Source organism: Streptomyces sp. PA03-6a (assembly GCF_033792765.1).
Classification (GTDB): Bacteria; Actinomycetota; Actinomycetes; order Streptomycetales; family Streptomycetaceae; genus Actinacidiphila.
This window is the reverse complement of the sequence record NZ_JARAVK010000084.1, coordinates 1-19609: the sequence shown is the minus strand read 5'-3', so window position 1 is coordinate 19609 and position 19609 is coordinate 1. Positions and strand designations below refer to the sequence as shown.

Here is a 19609-nt window from a genome sequence, read left to right as displayed (position 1 = left end):
ACCAACCGGTAATCCGAACGCCAGTTTCCGCTCACCCGCACCAGCGAACGTACGGTGCATGACAACCCTCAAAACCCTCACCTGGAGACGCGGCGCCGTCGTCGCGGCGATCATCGCCGCCGGGGTGTCCGGCATCGCGCTCCCCGCCGACGCGCACGCCGCCGAGCCCACCGGCGTCCCGGTGGCGGCGGCCACCACGGCCTCCGCCACCGCCGCCTCGGTCGACCACGAGACCTGGCTGCGGGACGTGCGCCCGGTGATCGACCAGGCGCACACCTACGTCCAGGACCGCACCGCCGCCCGGAAGCCCGGCGAGAAGCTGGCGATCGTGCTGGACATCGACAACACCGCGCTGGAGACGTACTTCGACTGGTGGTTCCCGCCGGCCGTCGCGCCGACGCGTGACCTCGCCCGGTACGCGGACTCCCGTGGCGTGGACGTCTTCTTCGTCACCGCCCGGCCGGACTTCATCTACCCGGCCACGCACTACAACCTCGACCGCGAGGGCTACCCGGTCGCCGGGCTCTACGGCCGTTCGATCCCGGACCTCTTCGACGAGGTCAGCGCGTACAAGACGGCGCAGCGCGCCGCCATCGAGAAGCGCGGCTACACGATCGTCGCGAACATCGGCAACAACACCACCGACCTGGTGGGCGGCCACGCCGAGCGCACCTTCAAGCTCCCCGACTACGACGGCCTCCTGGACTGACACCGTCCGTGACCGGGCCACGCCCGGGGGACGATCGTTCCCCGGGCGTTCACCATGCCCTCACGCGCGGGCTTCGTACGCGCTCGACCTGCGGCTTAGCGTCACCAGGTCCTGTTCGTCCGATGTAGACGAGGTGTAAATGTCCCTCCGGCACGCAATCGCAGCCCTGGCCGTCGTTCCCGCGCTCGTGGTCCCCACCGCCGCCCAGGCGGCCACGGCCGACCACGGTCACGGCCACGGCCACTCCCCCAAGGCCTCCTTCGACCTGCAGGCCCACCGCGGTGGCATCGGCATGACCACCGAGGAGTCCCTGGAGGGCTTCGGCAAGGCCCTGCGCCTCGGGGTGAGCACCCTGGAGCTGGACACCCACGTCACCAAGGACCAGAAGGTCGTCGTCAACCACGACCGCCAGATCAGCGCCCAGAAGTGCAAGGACACCGGCCCCGTGACGGCCGGCGACCCGATGTACCCGTACGTCGGCAAGTACATCAAGGACCTGACGCTGGCCCAGATCAAGACGATGGACTGCGGCTACCAGCAGCTGCCCGGCTTCCCCGAGCAGGAGCAGATCAAGGGCCACCGCATGGTGGAGCTCAAGGACGTCCTCGGCCTGGTCAAGAGCTACAAGGCCAAGAAGGTCAAGCTCAACATCGAGACCAAGGTGGAGGCCGGCGCTCCCGAGCAGACCGCGCCGCGCGAGCTGTTCGTGCGCCGGGTCTTCGAGGAGATCCACCGCTCGGGCATCGAGAAGCAGGTCACCATCCAGTCCTTCGACTGGGGCGCCCTGAACGAGATGCACAAGCTCGCGCCGAAGTACCCGCTGGTGGCGCTCACCAACTACGACTTCCTCCAGGTCGGCAAGCCCGGCGCCTCCCCGTGGCTCGGCGGCATCGACGCCGACGACTACGACGGCGACTTCGTCAAGGCCGCCGCCGCCATACCGGGCGTCAAGGCGCTCTCCCCGGTCTACGGCATGCCGCAGAACGGCACCATCGCCGACCCGAACTTCACGTTCTACGTCACCGAGAAGATGGTGGAGGACGCCCACAAGCGCGGCCTGAAGGTCATCCCGTGGACCTGTGACGACAACCCGACCATCGAGGCCCTGATGGACATGGGCATCGACGGCATCATCACCGACTACCCCAACCACGTCCGGCAGATCATGGCCGACCGCGGCATGCGCCTGCCCAAGGCGTACCCCGCCCCGCGCCACTGACGAGGCGCCCCGCACGCGCGGACGCCCCCGGGACCGGCTGCCGGTCCCGGGGGCGTCCGCGCGTGGGGCTCACATGGTCGAGGCGGCGGGTTCCCCGGCCGGGCTGGCCAGGTGCTCCTCGGGGTGGACGCACTTGTACAGGCACTGCGTGCGGGACATCGCGAAGACGCCGTAACTGAGCACCGCGAACCCCGCCAGCGCGGGCAGCAGCCAGAAGCCGGTGCGCGGCTGCTCGCCGTAGAGCGTGACCCCCAGGCAGAAGCCGACGACGGCGTCGCCGAGCGTCAGGGCGGGCTGCGAGGCGATCAGCGGTCCCCCCTGCATCGCGGTCCCCAGCAGGAACAACGAGAACCCGCCGGCCGCGGCGAAGGCGTAGGTCTGCCAGGACAGCAGCCAGGCCGCGATCCCCTGGTGCTCCAGGACGTCCATGGACGACTTGATCAGCGCGGCCGTGAGGGCGTTGCCGACCGCCGCCGCCCCACCGAGGCAGGCGGCGCGCATCAGGCCGGTGGGCCGCCGCAGCCCGGCGAGCACCAGCACGGCGCCGAGCCCGCCGACGATCAGCAGCGTCGGCACCCACCAGATGCCCGGCACCTGGTCCCGCCCCCCGCTGGGCGCCATCGAGAAGAGGAACAGCGCCAGGCCCCCGGCGATGCACGCCACACTGACCCAGGCCTTGCGGGACAGCTCCACGTGGAAGACCATGCCGCCGATCACCAGGGCCAGCGGCAGTTCCAGGATGAACACCGGCTGGACCGCGGCGAGGGAACCGCTGCCCAGCGCCAGCGCCTGGAAGATCGCGGCGAGGATGACGCCGAGGATGCCGGCGAGCCAGACCGGGGTGCGCAGCAGGTCCTTCATCAGGCCCAGGCGCAGGGACTTCGAGGCGGGGACGGTGAGCACCGCGCGCCGCTGCAGGACCGTCCCGAAGGCGTTGCTGCAGGCCGCGAGGACGGCGAAGAGGATGGAGATCATGACAACGGCACCACTCCGGCGTGCTCGGCCGCGGTCGTCCTCGTCCGGCTCGGCGCCGGACGACGCCCGATGGGTTCGACGATTTCGATGGGTTCGCCCGGTTTTCCGCGTAAAGGGAAAGTCTAACGTCGAACGTATGCGGAGGCCTGCCGCGGTCCTGCGGTCACCGTGCGCCCGTCACAGCGCGGCCCGGTCGCCGGTGTCCACCGGCTCCTTGGCGTGCGCCCCGCGCTGCGCGTCGGAGCGCACCTCGTCGGCGGTCAGCACGTAGCCCGTCGTGGAGTCGGCGGTGGAGCGGGCGAAGACCACCCCGTAGACACGTCCGGAGGTGTCCAGCAGCGGGCCGCCGGAGTTGCCCGGGCGCACCACGGACCGGACCTGGTAGATGTCGCGGGTGACCGTGCCGTCGCCGTAGATGTCCTGGCCGGTGGCGCGGATCCGGCCGGCCACCGTCGCGGCGCGCAGGTCGAGGCCGCCGTCCTGCGGGTAGCCCGCCACGACCGCGCCGTCACCGCTCACGGCGTCGTCGGTGAAGCTCAGCGCGGGCGCGTCCAGCCCCGGGACGTCCAGGACGGCGACGTCCTTACCGGGGTCGAAGAGCACCACGGTGGCCCGGTAGGCCCGCCCGAGCCCGCCGACCTGCACCGCGGGTTCGTCCACCCCGGCCACCACGTGGGCGTTGGTCATGACGTGCTCGTCGGCGAAGACGAAACCGGTGCCCTCCTGGCCCTGGCGGCGGCCGTCCACGAAGGCGACGCCCTCGATCTTGACGGTGCTGCGCGCGGCCGCGCCGGCCGCGGCGGTGGTGACGTTGTCCCCGGAGGGCGCGGGCACCCCGTTGACGGGCTCGGACTCGAAGGGGTTGAACACCTGCGGGAACCCGGCCTCGGCCAGTGCGCTGGTCGCCCTGCTGAACCAGGTGGGTGCCTGCCGGGGCATGGTGTCCTGGACCGTGCCGAGCACCTCGGACCCGCGGATCGACTGCGCCAGCACGCTGGAGGAGGACGTCACCAGCACGCTCGCGGCCACCCAGGCGACCAGCAGCACGGCCACGGCGTTCGCCACCGCGCCGCCCACCCCGTCGAACCAGCGCAGCGGACCCCAGTCCAGACCCGTCCGCACCTTCCAGGCGACCCCGGAGGCGAGGGCGTGCCCGCCGGCCGCGGGCACCAGGACGGTCAGCAGCGCGACCAGCGTCGCCCGTGGCGTGCCCGACTCGACGTACTGCAGCACGTACGGCAGCAGCCACACGCCGACCACCGCACCGCCGAGGAAGCCCGCGAGCGAGATGCAGCCCGCGACCAGTCCGCGCCGGAAGCCGGCGACGGCGTAGGCGACGGTCAGCACCAGCAGCAGGAGGTCGAGCAGGTTCAACCGAGGGGCCTTTCGACGAAACCCTATGGACCAGTGAAAACGCACATTAACTGACCATAGGTTCCCTTTTGCGGTGCACCGCACGCAGATTCCGTCACATCCGCCCCGGGCTCCCCGGATCACCGTGGAATCGCATGGGAAAGGCCCGGCACGGCTTCCGTGTGCAACCACGGACGCCGGCACCGGGCCCTCCGTCGCACCGCACCCCGTCCCCACGGGTCGGCGCGTGCGGGACCTTCCCACCGCTCAGGGGCGGCCCCGCAGCTCATCCCCCCTACATGTGGACGACCGGGGCGGCCTCAGCATTCCCGTCCTGAGCGGGAATTCCACGCCGGTACAGCAGGAAGCTGATCACCAGGCCGGCGGCGAAGAAGGCCGCGGCCCACCAGTAGGCCGTCGCGTAGCCCTCCAGCGCGGCCTGCGCCTTCACCAGCGGATCGGTGCGGTGGGCCAGGGCGTAGTCGGTGGCGGCACCGGTGGCCAGGGTGTTCAGCAGCGCCGTGCCGATCGAGCCGCCGACCTGCTGCATGGCGTTGACGGCGGCGGAGGCGACGCCCGCGTCCTCGGCACCGACACCGGTGGTGGCCAGGTTCATCGCGGGCGGGAAGATCAGGCCCATGCCCAGGCCGATCACCAGCAGCGGCGGCAGCACGTCGGCCGCGTAGCCGCTGTCCAGGCCGAGCCCGGTCAGCCAGGCCAGGCCCGCCGCCGCGAGGCCGAAACCGGCCGGCACCACGGGCTTCGGGCCCACCCGCGGCACCAGCACGGTGGTGGCGACCTGGGCGCCCACCATCAGGGCGGCCACCAGCGGGAGGAAGGCCAGGCCCGTCCTGACCGAGGAGTAGCCGAGCGTGAGCCGCAGGTAGTAGGTGAGGAAGAGGAAGACCGCGAACATCCCGGCGCTGGAGACCAGTGAGGCGGCGAAGGAGGCGCCCCGGTTGCGGTCCAGCAGCACGCGCAGCGGCAGCAGCGGGTGCCGCGCCCGGGTCTGCCACCAGGCGAAGGCGGCCAGCAGCAGCGCGCCCGCGGCCAGGTAGCCCCACACCTGCGGCGAGCTCCAGTCGTGGCTCTCGGCGTTGGAGAAGCCGAAGACGACGGCGAACAGCCCGGCGGAGACCAGCACGGTGCCGGGCAGGTCGATCGTCGCGCCGGGACGGCGGCTCGCCCGCCGCAGCAGGGCCGCGCCGCCGAGGAAGGCGACCAGCGCGAAGGCCAGGTTGACGTAGAGGGTCCAGCGCCAGTTCAGGTACTCGGTCAGCACCCCGCCGAGCAGCAGGCCGACGGCCGCCCCGGAGCCGGCGATGGCGCCGTAGATGCCGAAGGCGCGGGCGCGTTCCCTGGCGTCGGTGAAGGTCGTGGTGAGCAGCGAGAGCGCGGCGGGCGCGAGGAGCGCTCCGAAGGCTCCCTGCAGGGCCCGGGCGGTCACCAGCATCTCGAAGCTGCCGGCGGCGCCGCCGAGCGCGGAGGCCCCGGCGAAGCCCGCGACGCCGATGAGGAAGGCGGTCTTGCGGCCGAAGAGGTCCGCGATCCGGCCGCCGAGCAGCAGCAGGCTGCCGAAGGCGAGGGCGTAGGCGGTGACGATCCACTGCCGGTTGCCGTCGGTGAATCCCAGGTCGGCCTGGGCCGAGGGAAGGGCGATGTTCACGATGGTCGCGTCGAGCACGACCATCAGCTGGGCGATGCCGATGACGGCGAGGACCCACCAGCGCTGCGCCGCCGGGGCGTCGGGCGCCTTCGTCTCGGCCCCCACGGGGGGTAGGCCGGTGCCGGCCTTCGGGTCGGCGGTGCTCTGGGACATGCGGGACGCGCTCCAGTCGGTCACGGGGAGGCAGGGAGGGGTCGGGACGCCGGGAACCCGACGAGATACGAAACCGTTTCGTACACGTCGAGACTAGGGCCCACCTTATCGAAACGCAAGTGTTTCGATCGCAGGGGCGCAACCGGCTGCCTAGAGTGGGAGCCGAGGACCGAGGGAGGTGCGGCCGTGGCCGAGCAGCACACGGGAGATCGCCCCGAGAGGGCGATCCTGGAACGGATCAGCGCGATGGTCTCCGACGAGCGGACCCTGCGCGAACTCCTCAGCGAGGGGAGGGTGGACAGCGGCACCGAGCAGGCCCGGCTCGACGAGCTGGAGCGCGAGCTCGACCAGTGCTGGGACCTGCTCCGCCAGCGCCGCGCCAAGACCGAGGCGGGCGGGGACCCGGGCGAGGCGAAGGTGCGCCCCTCCCACACCGTGGAGGGCTACCAGTCGTGAAGAGCGCCGCACAGGTGACGGACACCCCCGGCGCGCGCCGCTACGAGGCGCACGTCGGCGGCAGGCTGGCGGGCTTCGCCACGTACATCCGCACCCCCGAGATGATCGCCTTCCTGCACACCGAGGTGGACCCGGAGTTCGAGGGCCGGGGCGTGGGCTCCGCGCTCGCCCGCCACGCGCTGGACGAGGCGCGGGAGCACGGCCAGAGCGTGCTGGCGGCCTGCCCGTTCATCGCGGGCTGGATCGCGCACCACCCCGAGTACGAGGACCTGGAGTACCGGCCGCGCAGCACGGTCAGCGACTGACGCCTGCGGCGCGGCTGCGGTTTGGTCTTCCCCCGCCCGCCGCAGGCGCAACGCACCCGCACACGACAACCGGCCGGAACGGGCGTCAGCGCCCGCGCCCCGGCCCGATGCCGAGGGCCGGCAGCACCACCGCGTCGATGTAGCGGTGCATGAAGGCGGCGTCGACCTCCACGTCCTCCAGCAGGCGGCGGGTGATCACGGCGCCGAGCATCATGTGCGGCATGAACTCGGCCGCGGGGACGGCGGCGTCGATCTCCCCCCGGTCGGCGGCCCGCCCCAGCAGCTGCCGCACCCCGGTGAGCTCGGGCTCGATCAGGTGCTGGCGCATCGCCTCGGCGAGGTCGGGATTGGTGGCGGAGGCGTGGGCCAGGCCCCGGATCAGCGGGGTGTCCACGTCCGAGCCGTCGCCGATGCGGTCGGCGAGCTCGTGCAGGTCGCCGGGGAGCGAACCGGTGTCCACGTTCTCCACGTGCACCGGCTTGGTGCACCTGAGCGCGGTCACGACCAGCTCCGGCTTGCTCTTCCACTGCCGGTAGAGGGTGGCCTTGCTGGACCGGGTGCGGGTGGCGACCGCGTCCATCGTCAGCGCGTCGTACCCGACCTCGCGCAGCAGGTCGATCACCGCGCCGTACAGCTCCTGCTCCCGCTCGGGCGTCAGCCGGGTGCGGCGCGCCGGTGCGCTCGCGTCGGTCGTCATGTTCCTGCTCCGTCTCTCGTCCCCTGCGAAACGGTTTCGTATCCCAACGACAATATGGCACCGCCCACCGAAACCGAAACGTTTCGATGGGCGGTGCACGCGGTCCGGCTCGCGGGCCGGCGCCGCGCGGCGTCAGGCCAGCGAGGCCGTGAGCGTGATCTCCGTGCCCGCGAGCGCCTTGCTCACCGGGCAGTTCGCCTTGGCGTCCTCGGCCGCCTTGACGAACTCCGCCTCGTCGATCCCGGGCACCTCGCCCTCGACGGTCAGGTGGATGCCGGTGATCCCGGTGCCCGGCTTGAAGGTGACGTCGGCCTGCGTGCGCAGCCGGGTCGGCGGGGTGCCCGCCTTGCCCAGGCCGGCCGACAGGGCCATCGAGAAGCAGCTGGAGTGGGCGGCGGCGATGAGCTCCTCGGGGCTGGTCTTCCCGCCCGGCTCCTGGGAACGGGCGACCCAGGTCACCGGGTACTCCCCGATGCCGGAGGAGTCGAGGGTCACGACCCCGCTGCCCTCCGTCAGACTGCCGTCCCAGACGGTGTGCGCGACCCGCGTGGTGGAGTGGGGCGTGGTGGACATGGTGGATCCTCCCAAGTACGGCGTACGGCTGCGGCGCGTCCAAGTCTTCACCACCGCACGCCGCTTCGCGAAGCGATCTCCCCCGCCGTGACGGTCGTGTTGCCCCCTGTCAAACGGGCCGTCACCCACAAGGGTGGCTGTACGCGGGGATTTCACCGACCCGCCCCCCGTCGCCGTGCCGCCGCCCTACGTTCGGGACCTGGGACGCGGACGTCAAGGAGTGAGCCTGGTGGTCGAATCCGTGCGGGTACCCATCCTCGCTTCGTGGGAACGCTGTCAGACCGCCGGCCTCGACCCCGAACGGCTCGAGGTCCCGTACACCGACGACGTCGACCCCACCGGGGCACTGGTCCGGGCCGCCGGTCCGGTCCTCGACCGGCTCGCCGGCACGCTCTCCGGCACCCGTACCGCCGTCCTGCTCACCGACGACCGGGGGCTGGTGATCGACCGCCGGGCAGCCGAGCCGCCGCTGCTGCCCGCCCTTGACCGGGTCCGGCTCGCCCCGGGCTTCAGCTACCACGAACTCGACGCCGGGACCAACGGCATCGGCACCGCCCTGGCCGCCCGGCACCCCGTCCGCGTCTCCGGCGAGGAGCACTTCTCCGCCGCCCTGCGCGGCTTCACCTGCTTCGGCGTGCCCGTCCGCCACCCCCTCAGCGGCCGGGTGGAGGGCGTGCTCGACCTCACCAGCCTGTACGGCGACGCGCACCCCCTCATGGCCGAACTCGCCCGCGGCTGCGCCCTCGCCATCGAGCAGCGGCTCCTGGAGGAGTGCGGCGAACGCGAACGCGCCCTGCTGCAGGGCTACCTGACCGCCGAGCACCGCGGCGCCGCGGCCGCCCCCCTGCGGCTCGACGGCGTGGGGCACATCCCCGGCGTCGGCCCCCCGGCCGGGCTCACCGACGGGGACGAGTCGGTGCTCGCCGAGACCGCGGCCGGGCTGATCGCCGCCGGCCGGCGGGAGGCGCTCGAACTCCCCCTCTCCCACGGCCGTACGGCCCACCTGCTATGCCGGCCCCTCGCGGGCGGGGCCGTCGTGGAGGTCAGCGTGCCCGGCGACGCCGGCTCGCGCGGCGACGCCCCCGGCGCGGCCGCACGCCGCCCGCTGCTGGTCGGCGAGCCGGGGGTCGGCCGCCTGGCCGTCGCCGCGCGCCGCCGCCTGGAACTGCTCAGCGACGCCGCCCTGCGGATCGGCACCACGCTCGACGTCGCCCGCACCGCCCGCGAGATCGTCGAGGCCGCCGTACCCCGGTTCGCCGACCACGCGACCGTCGACCTGTACTGCCCCGTCCTGGACGGCACGGCCCCCGGTGCCCCCGGGGGCCCCGGGGCGGGGCTGCGCCGGGTGGCGGCGGACGGCGCGGCCCGCGGCCACGGCCCGTACGCCAGGGGCGAACCGATTCACCTCGTCCCGGACAGCCCCCAGGCCAGAGCGCTGTACGGCGGCTCCGCGGTCCGCGACACCGCCCCGGGCCCCGACGGCGAGCCGAGCGCCGTCATCGCCGTACCCCTGCGCGCCCGCGACACCCTGCTGGGCGTCGCCACCTTCCAACGCGCCGCGCGGACCGAACCGTTCGCCGAGGACGACCTCACCCTCGCCCGCGACCTCGCCGCCCGCGCCGCCGTCTGCATCGACAACGCGCGGCTCTTCACCCGCGAGCACCACCTCGCCCTCGAACTCCAGCGCAGCCTGCTCCCCCGCGGCGTACCGGAGCAGCACGCCGTGGACGTCGCCCACCGCTACCTCCCCGCGGCGCGCGGCCGGGTCGGCGGCGACTGGTTCGACGTCATCCCGCTCTCCGGCGCGCGGGTGGCCCTGGTCGTCGGTGACGTCGTCGGGCACGGGATCCACGCCGCCGCCGCCATGGGCAGGCTGCGCACCGCCGTGCACAACTTCTCCGCCCTCGACCTGCCCCCGGACGAGCTGCTGGGCCGCCTGGACGACCTCGTCGTCCGCCTAGACGACGAGAGCGGCTCCGGTCCCGGCCTCGCCGGCGCGACCTGCCTCTACGCGGTCTACGACCCGGTCGCACGGCGCTGCCAGCTGGCCCGGGCCGGTCATCCGCCACCCGCGCTGCTCGCCCCGGACGGCGAGGTGCGCTTCCCCGACCTGCCCGCCGGGCCGCCCCTGGGCCTGGGCGGACTCCCCTTCGAGGCCGCGGAGTTCGCGGTCCCCGAGGGCAGCGGCCTCGTCCTGTACACCGACGGCCTCATCGAGGGCCGCCACCTCGACCCGGACACCGGGATGCGCCGGCTCGGCCGCGCCCTCACCGCCGTCCCGCGGGGCTGCCCGCCGGAGGAGGTCTGCGCGGCGCTCGAGGCCGCGCTGCGCCCCGCCCCCTCCGCCGACGACGTCGTCCTGCTCGTCGCCCGCACCCGGTCACTGGACGAGCGTCAGGTCGCCTGCTGGGACGTGCCCGACGACCCCGCGGCCGTCTCCGCGCTCCGCTCCGCGATCACCCGCCGGCTGCGCGCCTGGGGCCTCGACGAGCTCACCTTCACCACCGAGCTGATCGCCAGCGAGCTGATCACCAACGCCATCCGCCACGGCGCCGGCCCCGTGCAGGCCAGGCTGCTGCGCGACCGGGCGCTGGTCTTCGAGGTCGCCGACGCCAGCGGCACCTCCCCCCGGCTGCGCCGCGCGGCCACCACCGACGAGGGCGGCCGCGGGATCTTCCTCGTCGCCCAGCTCTGCCGCCGCTGGGGCACCCGCTACACCGAACGGGGCAAGGTCATCTGGACGGAGCAGCAACTGCCCGCGTGAAGCGCCCCCGACCGGCGGCGGCAGACGCCGGCATCCTCGGGCGCCGCCTCCGGCCTCGCCCTGATGGCCCCCAGTCGCGTGAGGTCCCGCTCCCCATCCGCCCCGGGCGATGTCCACGAGGCGGGCTCCCGGCGCCGCCGCCCGTCCCGCCCCCTGGGGCCGGTCACCACGGCGGGGACGCCCCTCGCCGTACGGGTGAAGCGGCGGGACACGCTGGTTCCGGCTGTGCGCGGACGCGGTGTTGCCTACGGTGGAACCATGACCACGGCGGCAGACAGCAGCACGAACGCGAGCACGGACACCTACGACGTCATCGTCATCGGCGCGGGCCCCACCGGGGAGAACCTCGCCGACCGCACCAGGCAGGCCGGACTGACCACCGTGGTGGTCGAGGCGGAACTGGTCGGCGGCGAGTGCTCGTACTGGGCGTGCATCCCCAGCAAGGCGCTGCTGCGCCCGCAGGCCGCCCTGGACGCGGCGCGGGCGGTCGCGGGGGCACGGGAGGCGGCCGGCGGGCGGCTCGACGCCGCCGCGGTGCTGGCCCGCCGCGACTGGTGGACGGGGAACTGGAAGGACGACGGGGCGGTGGGCTGGCTGGACTCGGCCGGCATCGACCTCGTCCGGGGCCGCGGCCGGCTCGACGGCCCGCGCCGGGTCGTGGTCGACACCCCGGACGGCGGCGAGCGCGTCCTGGTCGCCCGGCACGCCGTGGCGGTCTGCACCGGTACCCGCGCGCAACTGCCCGACCTGCCCGGCATCGCCGACGACCACGTGTGGACCAGCCGCGACGCCACCAGTTCCCCCGAGGTGCCGGGGCGGCTCGCGGTGGTCGGCGGAGGCGTCGTCTGCGTCGAGATGGCGACCGCCTGGCGGTCGCTCGGCTCCGAGGTGACCGTGCTGGTCCGCGGCTCCGGGCTGCTGCCCCGCTGGGAGCCGTTCGTGGGCGAGCTCGTCGCGGACGGGATGCGCGCCGCCGGGGTGGACATCCGCACCGGCGTGTCGGTCACCGAACTGCGGAGGGCGTCGGAGTCCGGGCCGGTCACCCTGGTGCTCTCCGACGGGTCGGAACTCGTCACCGACGAGGCCCTGTTCGCCACCGGCCGCGTCCCGCACACCGACGCCCTGGGCCTGGAGACGGTCGGCCTGACCCCCGGGGCGTGGCTGGACGTCGACGACACCTGCCTGGTCAAGGGCGTCGAGGGCGGCTGGCTGTACTGCGCGGGGGACACCAACCACCGCGCCCTCCTCACCCACCAGGGCAAGTACCAGGGCCGTATCGCCGGCGCCGCCATCGCCGCCCGCGCCAAGGGGGAACCCCTGGACACCGCCCCCTGGGGCCGGCACGCGGCCACCGCCGACAACGTCGCCGTCCCCCAGGTCGTCTTCACCGAGCCCGAGGCCGCCGCCGTCGGCATCACCGCCGAGCAGGCCGAGCGGGAGGGCCGCCGCGTCAAGGTCGTGGACTACGACATCGGCAACGTCTCCGGAGCCGGGCTGTACGCCGACGGGTACAAGGGCAAGGCGCGTGCCGTCGTCGACCTGGACCGGGGTCACCTCGTCGGCGTCACCTTCGTCGGCCCGTCGGTCGGCGAACTGCTGCACTCCGCCACCATCGCCGTCGCCGGCGAGGTGCCGCTGGAACGGCTGTGGCACGCCGTACCGGCCTTCCCCACGATGAGCGAGGTGTGGCTGCGGCTGCTGGAGACCTACCGGGACGCGCCGGACGGCGAAGCCTGACGGAGACGGCGGCCCCGGGCGCCTGCCGATAGGATCGCGCCCTGCTCGTCGAGTCCAGGTCGAGGGGACAGTTGAGGTGGGGATTTTCCGGCGCGGGCCGAAGCGTGACCAGCGGGACGCACCCCGCGACCCCGAGTACGCCTTCTTCTCGGTGGACGAGGGCGCGCGCTTCCGCGCGATCGTGCGCGAGTCGTTCGCCGAACTCGGGCTGGAGGTCACGGTCTTCGCCGACATGGTGACCGACGACTCCGGCCGTCGCTTCGGGCTCGGCAACCTCGCCGCGCTGTGCCACAACGACCGGCGCGGCCCGCGCGTGTGGCCGCTGCTGGCGCGGGAGCACATCGGTGCGGTGCTGCGCACCCTCGACGGGCCCTCGCCGCTGGAGACCCTGCCCGCCGAGGAGATCCGCGAACGGCTCTACCCGCGTCTGGTCACCCCCGACGCCGTCGACCCGGAGACCTTCCGCTACGCCCGGATCGCCGCGCCCGGGCTGCTTGAGGTGCTCGCCCTGGACCTCCCGGAGAGCGTGATGACGCTCGCCGACCACGCCCTGGTCCCGCTCGGCGACGCCCGTGAGCTGCGCGGCCGCGCCCTGCTCAACCTGCGCGACCTGCCGGTGGAACGGCACGAGGTGGTCCGGCACGCCGACGTGCGCTTCGACGTCCTCGTCGGGGACTCCTTCTTCACCGCCGCCCGGGTGCTGGTCCTGGACGAGCTGGTGGAACGGGTCACCGGGGAGCCGCTGACCGCCGACGGGGCGCTGGTGGCCATGCCGTTCCGGCACCAGCTGGCCTTCCACGCCATCCGTGACAGCGGCGTCATCCCGGCGCTCAACGGCATGGCGGGTTTCGCGGCGGCGGGCCACGAGGACGCGGTGGGCCCCATCAGCCCGTACGTCTACTGGTGGCGGGACGGCGTGCTGACCCAGCTCAGCCGGAAGGACGGCGACGGGCTGCTGATCACCGTCGGCGAGGAGTTCCAGGACGTCCTCGAACGCCTCGTGCCCGACCAGGCGGGCGAGGAGAGATGAACGACGGCCGGGCGGGCGGGACGACCGCCAGACCGCTGATAGGCGTGGGCTCCGAGGGGCCCACGCCCGACTACGCCGAAGTGTTCCCCGACACGCCGCACGGCACGGGCGGTGGCCCCGGCGACCCGCAGGAGCCGCCGCCGCGGGTACCGCACCCGGCGGGCGGGCGCCGCGGGGCGCGCGGCGGGGCGGCCCGCTCCCGGCGGCGCCTGCGGGCCGTCGTCACGGTGGCCGGGGCGGTCGCCGGCGTCGGTGTCCTGGCCCTGCTCGGGCACCTCGTCACCGGTCCGGGCGAGGCCGACCGTGCGCTGCCCGGTCCGAGCACCTCGCCGCCGCGGCTCACGCTGCCGAGCCTGCCGGACTCCGACGGCACCGCGGAGCCCTCGCGCGGCGCCCCGGTCCCGTCGGCGCGTACGGGCGCGGGCGAGGCCTCCCCGTCCGGCTCCGGTTCCGCGTCCGGCACCCTGCCGCGCGCCTCCGCCACGGGCACCGCGACCGCGACCGCCCCGGGCGGGGCCACCGGCACCGCGACCGCCGGCTCCGGCGCGGTGCTCAAGCCCGGTTCGCGCGGCCCCGAGGTCCTGGCGCTGCAGCAGCGGCTCGCCCAGGTCCAGCTCTACGACGGTCCGGCCGACGGCAAGTACGACGGCGGCGTCAAGTACGCCGTCCAGCGGTACCAGATGGGCTACGGCGTCACGGGCGACACCTCCGGGTTCTACGGCCCCGCCACGCGCCGTTCGCTGGAGTCGGTCACCACGGCGCCCTGAGGCCGCAGCGGGTTCGGCAGCGGCAGGTAGCGGGCGGCGGCGCCGTCCGCGCCGGTCCAGCGCAGCAGCAGGTTGGTCTTCGCGGGGACGTACGGGGCGGCGAGCAGCTCCCGCACGGGCGCCGGGTCCCCCTGCCCGGCCGCCCACTCCGCGAGGAACGCCCGGGCCCGCGCCCACAGCACCGGCGTGAGCTCCGGGTGGCGTTCGGCGACCGCGCCCGCGATCTCCAGCAGGTTGTTGGTGACGAGGCAGTAGACCAGGCGTTCCCAGCCGTGGGCGGCGTCCACTCCGGGCCCGGGCGCGTCCGGACGTGCGTGGCGGCGGAGCAGCTCGTGGTGCCGCTCCTCGACCAGCTTGACGCCCTCGTGGTCGCGGAAGAGCGCCTGGCCGGGCACGCCGTCGGCGTCCACGGCGACGAGCACGTTCTGCAGGTGGCACTCCAGCACCGCCCCGTGCCGGAGGTACGCGTGCAGCACCGGCGGCACGACCTGCCGCAGGTACGCCTCCCACCAGGCCAGCGCGCCGTCCGCGGTCAGGCCCGGCGCGGCGAGCGGGCTGCCCTCGTACCCCTCGGCGACGGCCGCCGCGAGCAGCGGGGTCAGCCCGGGGCGCAGGTGCTCCCCGAAGCCGTCCCGGACGAGCACGGCCAGCCCCTCGAACGCGTCGAGGCCGCCCAGGTCGGCGGTCCGGTAGCCGTGGTCGGACAGGACGTCCGCCTCCGGGACCGCGCGCAGCACCTCGTCCACCGGCCCGAGCCAGCGCAGGTCGTGCCGCCACAGCCGGCGGATGTCGTTGGTGATCCGCACGTCGAGGCTGAACTTCAGGAAGAGGTCGGCGTCCGGCAGGTACACCGTCCGCAGGGACGCCGTCGGCACGGCCGGTACGGCGGTGTGCCCCAGGCGCAGCAGACGTCCGTCCCGGAACGCGGGGAGGTCGCCCAGCAGGGCCAGCTGCCAGGGGTGCGCGGGCAGGACCCGGTGGCCCTCGGGGACGTCCGGGTACAGCCGGTCGAGCACCGAGGTGTCGCCCTCACCGGCCAGCAGGTCCGCGCGGACCGCGAGCAGCGTGAGCGGGAAGCTCGTGTGCGCCTCCGGCGCGTAGGGCAGCCAGCTCTCCGGCGAGCCGCCGCCGCGGGTCTTGGGGGCGGGGTGGTGGCGGTGACCGGCCACCAGGGCCTGCTCGGAACGCAGGTACGGATCGGCGGGCGGCGGTGCGTGCTCGCGGGCCTCCAGCAGGGCGGCGAGCACGTCGCGGCTGTCGCCGATCTCGGCGGGCAGCCCGGTGCCCGCGACACCGGTGCGCGCGGTGAGCTCCGCGGCGGCGACGTCGACCAGCGCCTCCAGCGGGAGCGGCCGCCAGCCGTCCCCGGCGCGCAGCTCGGGCCCGGCGGGATGGCGCCCGGCCCGCACCCGCAGCAGCCGGCCGGTCGCGGGCAGCCGGTGGACCGGACGGCCCCCGTCCTCGCCCGCGGCCTCGGCCAGCTCGCGCAGCAGGCAGTTCAGCAGGGCCGTCGCGGAGAGCGCCTCGGCGCGGTCCCAGGCGTCACCCACGACGGCTCGTTCCCGCTGGTCGGTGCGCTGGTCGATGCACGGTCGGCCGCCTCCTCGTAGGGTAGGGACCCATCATGTACCCGCACTCGGCGGCTGCGACGCGGCGCCCCCTGGAGACGGCGTTCGCCACCGAGCTGGCGCCGCTCCGCCCCGACCTGCACGACGCGTACACCGCCGCGCTCCCCGGTGCCCGCGCCGCCGTCCTCGGCCGTCTGTGGCGTGCCCTGCTCCTGGAACCCCTGCCGGGCGTCGCCTCGCGCGGCCCGGACCGCGTGCTGTTCCTCGACGGCCGGGTGCTCACCGGGCCGCGGCGGCTGCCGCACGATCTGGGGTCGCCGAAGGACGAGCCCGCCCTGCTGCTGGACGGCCGGCCCCACGACCACCCGGCCGCCCTGGTGGAGGCCCTCGGGCTGCCGGGATCGGGCCTGCTGCGCGACGAACTCGACGACAGCGTCGCCTCGTTGGCCCTGTCCCGGGCGGGCGCCGCGGGCATGGCGGGCCACGGCGGCCGGCCGCCGACGCTCGCCTCCTTCGAGCAGGGCGTCGTCGACGGCCATCCCTACCACCCGTGCTGCCGCAGCCGTCCCGGCTTCTCCGTGGCCGAGCAACTGGCCTTCGGGCCCGAGCACCGGCCCGTCGTCGCCCTCGACCTCGTCGCCGTCCCGGCCGCCGGCTCCCTGGTCACGGGCGCCTGGCCGGACCGGTTCCGCGACGGCGACCGGCTCCTGCTGCCCGTCCACCCCTGGCAGACCCGGCACATCCTGCCCGCCCTGGGGCTGCGCCCGTACGCCGAGGCCGCGGTCCCCACCCGGCCGCTGATGTCGGTGCGCACCCTCGCCCCGCTCGACGGCGGGCCGCATCTGAAGACGGCGCTGAGCATGCGGATGACCTCGGCCGTCCGCGACATCTCGGCCCGCTCGGTGACCGACAGCGAGCCGCTGTCCGCGCTGCTGGACGAGCTGACCCTGCGGCTCGGCGGCGGCACGCTGCGCGTCACCCGCAACCTCGCGGCGGCCGCCGCGGTCGTCGGCGGTGAGGCCAGCCCCGACCTCGCGGCGCTGCTGCGGGAGTCCCCGTCCGCTTTCGCCGACCCGGCGGCCGGCGAGAGCGTGCTGCCCGTCGCCGCGCTCACCGGGCGGCCCGCCGACGGCGGACCGCCCCTGCTCCGCTCACTGCTCACGGCCGCGGGACCGGGCGCCCCGCAGGACGGCACCGCCTGGCTCACCGCCTTCGCCCGGCTCGCGCTGCCGGTCATGCTGCGGCTGCTGTCCCAGGGCATCGCCCTGGAGGCGCACGGGCAGAACCTCCTGGTCGTCCTCGACCGGCACGCCCGGCCGCTGCGGCTGGTCTACCGCGACCTGGCCGACGTCCGGATCAGCCCGGCCCGCCTCGCCCGGCACGGCGTCACCGTGCCCCCGCTCGGCCGGGGCCTGAGCGACGACCCCGCGGTCCTGCACGCCAAGCTCTACGGATCCCTGGTCGCCACCACGTTCGGCAGCCTCGTCTCCGCGCTCGGCGAGGCCCATCGCCCCACCGAGGCACGGCTGTGGGCCTCGGTGCGCACCGAGACCGCCCGCGCCTTCGACGCCCTTCCCGCCACGGCGGACACCCGCACCGACCGCGCGGCCCTGCTCTCCGCCCCCGAACTCCCCGTCAAGGCACTCACCTTGATGCGGCTGGAGACCTCCGCGAGCGGCGACCACTGGACGGGCCTGCCCAACCCCCTGCTCTGACGGCCCGAACCGGGAGCGTCGCCGAACAGCGGGAGCAGCGCACCGCTCCCCCCTAGAGCGTGTCGTCAAAGTCCCGCCTGCCCAGCGGCGCCTGGCACGGCACCTCGCTGCGTTGTCGAATCGTCCGAGTAGCCCACTACGAGGACGACTCTCCGCCTTACGATGCACCGCACCAGACGCCGCTGGGCCCGCCCTCCGGGCGGCCGGCGCTCCTTTGACGACAGGCTCTAGCGGGACGGCCCCGACGAGACGCCGCCGCCAGGCAGAAGGCCAGGACGGAGGCGCACGGGGCGACCAGCACACGGGGGCACCCTGCCGGGGCCACCAACGGCGACCACTGGACGGGCCTGCCCAACCCCCTGCTCTGACGGCCCGAACCGGGAGCGGGCACCGGGCCGGAGTCAGGCCCTCGGCCGGAGGGAGCCGTCGTCCAGGAGCCATTCGCGGTGCACGGCGCCGAGCGGGACGCGCTGCTCCATGAGCGGGGTGCCGAAGACGCCCAGGCGCAGTTGCAGCGCCCCGGTGAGGTCCACACCGCCGTACAGCCTCCAGGCCGGGGCCGCGGAGCCGGCGCTGCCCCGGGACGCGGCGCCGGCCGTGGCCTCACCGCGCAGGTAGGGCGCGAGGTCGGCGGTGACGCCCACCGCCCCGTACAGGCCGACGCTCGCCTCGGCGCCGACCGTGGCCTTGACCCGGCCGGTGGCGGTCAGCGCGGCGCGGACGGGGGTGCTCGTCATGTCGGCCGCGGTGACCGGCCGCCAGCCCGCGGTCCGTTCGTAGTCGCCGCCGAGGCGGAAGCCGCCCTTGAGGTCCTGCCGTACGTCGACGCTCACCGTGCCGTCCGCCTCGACCTGGAGGTAGCAGGTCAGGTCGAGGTTGACGACCACCGGGACCGGCCCGACCTGGATGACCGGGTCCGCGTGCAGCCTGGCGAAGGGCACCCGCAGCGGCCGGCCGCCGTCCGCGGAGACGGCGGCCCGGCCGCGCACCTCCCAGCCGGAGGTCCACCGTCCCGACAGGCCGAGGAACGCGGCGTCGGGCGAGAACGCCGGACCGCCGTCGTAGGAGAACTCGACCTCGGGAGCGACCTCGACGTAACCGGACACCCGCAGGCCCGCGGCGGGCACCCCGGCCTCCGCGCCGACGTCCACGCGCAGGCTGCCCAGGGGCAACCGGGCACCGCCCGGGCCGGTCGTACGGCCGCCCGCCGTGGCCCGGGAGACCTCGACGTCCGCCACCAGGGGCTCGACGTCCACGTCCGCGGGGTCGACCGGCACGGTGCCCTCGGCCTTGTCCCCGCCGAGCAGGGCGCTCATCGTGGCGGGCGCCGTCTCGACCCGGGTCCGTGCGCCGTCGCCGTCCAGGACGCGGGTGACCTCGGCCAGCAGCCCGTCGGGGGCTCCGGGGGCAGGACCGCTGGCGATCACGTCGCCGGTCCGCGGCGCCTCGGCGGCGGAGATGACGGCCCGCCGGGTCGTGCCGTCGTACGAGGCGACCTTGAGCGCCGCCCGCCGGGCGTGCCCGTCGCCGCCAGCCCGGGCGACGGCGGTCGAGGTGTTCGTGGGCGCCGCCTTGACGGTGAGGTCATGGGACGGCGCGGCCTGGACACCGGCCGCGGCCCGCGCGGTGGCGGACGGCGGCGCGGCCTGGGCGGGGGTGGCGGCCGAGGGGGCGGCGGCGGCCGAACACCCGGCGAGCAGGAGGGAGACGGCCGCGGCGGCGGCTAAGCGGACGTGCCTGGAGGCGGATGCGCGCATGGAGGGTCCTCGGAGCGTGTGGTGGGGGGTACGCACGGCAGAGAGGGCGACCCGCGACTTACCGACGGGTAACAACCGCCCCGAGCATCCCACGTGGCCCGGGCGCCCCGTGGCGGATCCACCACCGGCCCTGCCATGACCTCGGTCACACGGCACGCCCCCGCC

General features: G+C 74.7%; 16 protein-coding genes. 9 read left to right on the top strand and 7 right to left on the bottom strand.

Translation table 11 applies throughout. The annotated features are described in order from the left end of the window. Positions 1-58 precede the first annotated feature (58 nt). The gene (locus PV350_RS21050) at positions 59-709 is read left to right on the top strand and encodes an HAD family acid phosphatase (RefSeq protein WP_500335345.1); all 651 of its coding nucleotides are present in this window, start codon (positions 59-61) and stop codon (positions 707-709) included. A 139-nt stretch (positions 710-848) separates the two neighbouring features. Next, positions 849-1928: a glycerophosphodiester phosphodiesterase family protein gene (locus PV350_RS21045; protein ID WP_499512302.1), complete on the top strand. Its 1080-nt coding sequence runs from the start codon at positions 849-851 to the stop codon at positions 1926-1928. 69 nt (positions 1929-1997) lie between these two features. On the opposite strand, the gene PV350_RS21040 is transcribed toward PV350_RS21045, so the two are convergent. The 3 genes from PV350_RS21040 to PV350_RS21030 all read right to left on the bottom strand — a co-directional run bounded on the left by PV350_RS21040 (position 1998) and on the right by PV350_RS21030 (position 6075). Beyond that, on the bottom strand, positions 1998-2903 hold the full coding sequence (locus tag PV350_RS21040; protein ID WP_500335343.1) for a DMT family transporter: 906 nt from the start codon (positions 2901-2903) through the stop codon (positions 1998-2000). Positions 2904-3080: 177 nt separating this feature from the next. Further along, positions 3081-4277, bottom strand: coding sequence for a MarP family serine protease (locus PV350_RS21035; protein WP_499512304.1), 1197 nt, complete (start codon positions 4275-4277; stop codon positions 3081-3083). 274 nt (positions 4278-4551) lie between these two features. Next, on the bottom strand, positions 4552-6075 hold the full coding sequence (locus tag PV350_RS21030; RefSeq protein ID WP_500335341.1) for an MFS transporter: 1524 nt from the start codon (positions 6073-6075) through the stop codon (positions 4552-4554). Positions 6076-6261: 186 nt separating this feature from the next. Here PV350_RS21030 and PV350_RS21025 point away from each other — a divergent pair, with 186 nt between their 5' ends. Together PV350_RS21025 and PV350_RS21020 are read left to right on the top strand one after the other, a co-directional pair. Continuing rightward, the gene (locus PV350_RS21025) at positions 6262-6531 is read left to right on the top strand and encodes a DUF2630 family protein (protein WP_499512306.1); all 270 of its coding nucleotides are present in this window, start codon (positions 6262-6264) and stop codon (positions 6529-6531) included. Then, positions 6528-6836, top strand: coding sequence for a GNAT family N-acetyltransferase (locus tag PV350_RS21020; RefSeq protein ID WP_499512307.1), 309 nt, complete (start codon positions 6528-6530; stop codon positions 6834-6836). Before PV350_RS21025 ends, PV350_RS21020 begins: the two co-directional genes overlap by 4 nt. 85 nt (positions 6837-6921) lie before the next feature. On the opposite strand, the gene PV350_RS21015 is transcribed toward PV350_RS21020, so the two are convergent. Next, positions 6922-7533 carry a TetR/AcrR family transcriptional regulator gene (locus tag PV350_RS21015; RefSeq protein WP_499512308.1) on the bottom strand — a complete coding sequence of 204 codons (612 nt, stop codon included), beginning with the start codon at positions 7531-7533 and terminating at the stop codon, positions 6922-6924. A gap of 132 nt (positions 7534-7665) precedes the next feature. Continuing rightward, positions 7666-8106, bottom strand: coding sequence for an OsmC family protein (locus PV350_RS21010; RefSeq protein ID WP_499512309.1), 441 nt, complete (start codon positions 8104-8106; stop codon positions 7666-7668). Positions 8107-8335: 229 nt separating this feature from the next. Here PV350_RS21010 and PV350_RS21005 point away from each other — a divergent pair, with 229 nt between their 5' ends. The 4 genes from PV350_RS21005 (at position 8336) to PV350_RS20990 (ending at position 14404) form a co-directional block, all read left to right on the top strand. After that, positions 8336-10870 (top strand): SpoIIE family protein phosphatase, encoded by a 2535-nt coding sequence (locus tag PV350_RS21005; protein ID WP_500335338.1) that lies wholly within the window; start codon positions 8336-8338, stop codon positions 10868-10870. A 258-nt stretch (positions 10871-11128) separates the two neighbouring features. After that, complete coding sequence (locus PV350_RS21000) at positions 11129-12607, top strand: dihydrolipoyl dehydrogenase family protein (RefSeq protein ID WP_499512311.1); 1479 nt, start codon at positions 11129-11131, stop codon at positions 12605-12607. Positions 12608-12683: 76 nt separating this feature from the next. After that, on the top strand, positions 12684-13637 hold the full coding sequence (locus PV350_RS20995) for a hypothetical protein (RefSeq protein ID WP_499512312.1): 954 nt from the start codon (positions 12684-12686) through the stop codon (positions 13635-13637). Further along, positions 13634-14404 (top strand): peptidoglycan-binding domain-containing protein, encoded by a 771-nt coding sequence (locus PV350_RS20990; protein ID WP_500335336.1) that lies wholly within the window; start codon positions 13634-13636, stop codon positions 14402-14404. The genes PV350_RS20995 and PV350_RS20990 overlap by 4 nt, the downstream gene beginning before the upstream one ends. On the opposite strand, the gene PV350_RS20985 is transcribed toward PV350_RS20990, so the two are convergent. Further along, positions 14353-15954, bottom strand: a complete 1602-nt coding sequence (locus tag PV350_RS20985) for an IucA/IucC family protein (RefSeq protein WP_500335334.1) — start codon at positions 15952-15954, stop codon at positions 14353-14355. The genes PV350_RS20990 and PV350_RS20985 overlap by 52 nt on opposite strands. Positions 15955-16028: 74 nt before the next feature. Between PV350_RS20985 and PV350_RS20980 the strand changes: the two genes are divergently transcribed. Next, positions 16029-17687: an IucA/IucC family protein gene (locus tag PV350_RS20980; RefSeq protein WP_500335332.1), complete on the top strand. Its 1659-nt coding sequence runs from the start codon at positions 16029-16031 to the stop codon at positions 17685-17687. A 401-nt stretch (positions 17688-18088) separates the two neighbouring features. On the opposite strand, the gene PV350_RS20975 is transcribed toward PV350_RS20980, so the two are convergent. Then, entirely contained in the window at positions 18089-19444 is a 1356-nt protein-coding gene (locus tag PV350_RS20975) for a hypothetical protein (protein ID WP_500335330.1), read from the bottom strand. Positions 19445-19609: the final 165 nt, after the last annotated feature.

Bases quoted from the DNA above. Each gene is read 5' to 3' on its own strand.
- PV350_RS20990 (WP_500335336.1), top strand. From the start codon at position 13,634: ATGAACGACGGCCGGGCGGGCGGGACGACCGCCAGACCGCTGATAGGC.
- PV350_RS20980 (WP_500335332.1), top strand. From the start codon at position 16,029: ATGTACCCGCACTCGGCGGCTGCGACGCGGCGCCCCCTGGAGACGGCG.
- PV350_RS21040 (WP_500335343.1), bottom strand. From the start codon at position 2,903: ATGATCTCCATCCTCTTCGCCGTCCTCGCGGCCTGCAGCAACGCCTTC.
- PV350_RS21000 (WP_499512311.1), top strand. From the start codon at position 11,129: ATGACCACGGCGGCAGACAGCAGCACGAACGCGAGCACGGACACCTAC.
- PV350_RS21050 (WP_500335345.1), top strand. From the start codon at position 59: ATGACAACCCTCAAAACCCTCACCTGGAGACGCGGCGCCGTCGTCGCG.
- PV350_RS20975 (WP_500335330.1), bottom strand. From the start codon at position 19,444: ATGCGCGCATCCGCCTCCAGGCACGTCCGCTTAGCCGCCGCCGCGGCC.
- PV350_RS21030 (WP_500335341.1), bottom strand. From the start codon at position 6,075: ATGTCCCAGAGCACCGCCGACCCGAAGGCCGGCACCGGCCTACCCCCC.
- PV350_RS21015 (WP_499512308.1), bottom strand. From the start codon at position 7,533: ATGACGACCGACGCGAGCGCACCGGCGCGCCGCACCCGGCTGACGCCC.
- PV350_RS21045 (WP_499512302.1), top strand. From the start codon at position 849: ATGTCCCTCCGGCACGCAATCGCAGCCCTGGCCGTCGTTCCCGCGCTC.
- PV350_RS21010 (WP_499512309.1), bottom strand. From the start codon at position 8,106: ATGTCCACCACGCCCCACTCCACCACGCGGGTCGCGCACACCGTCTGG.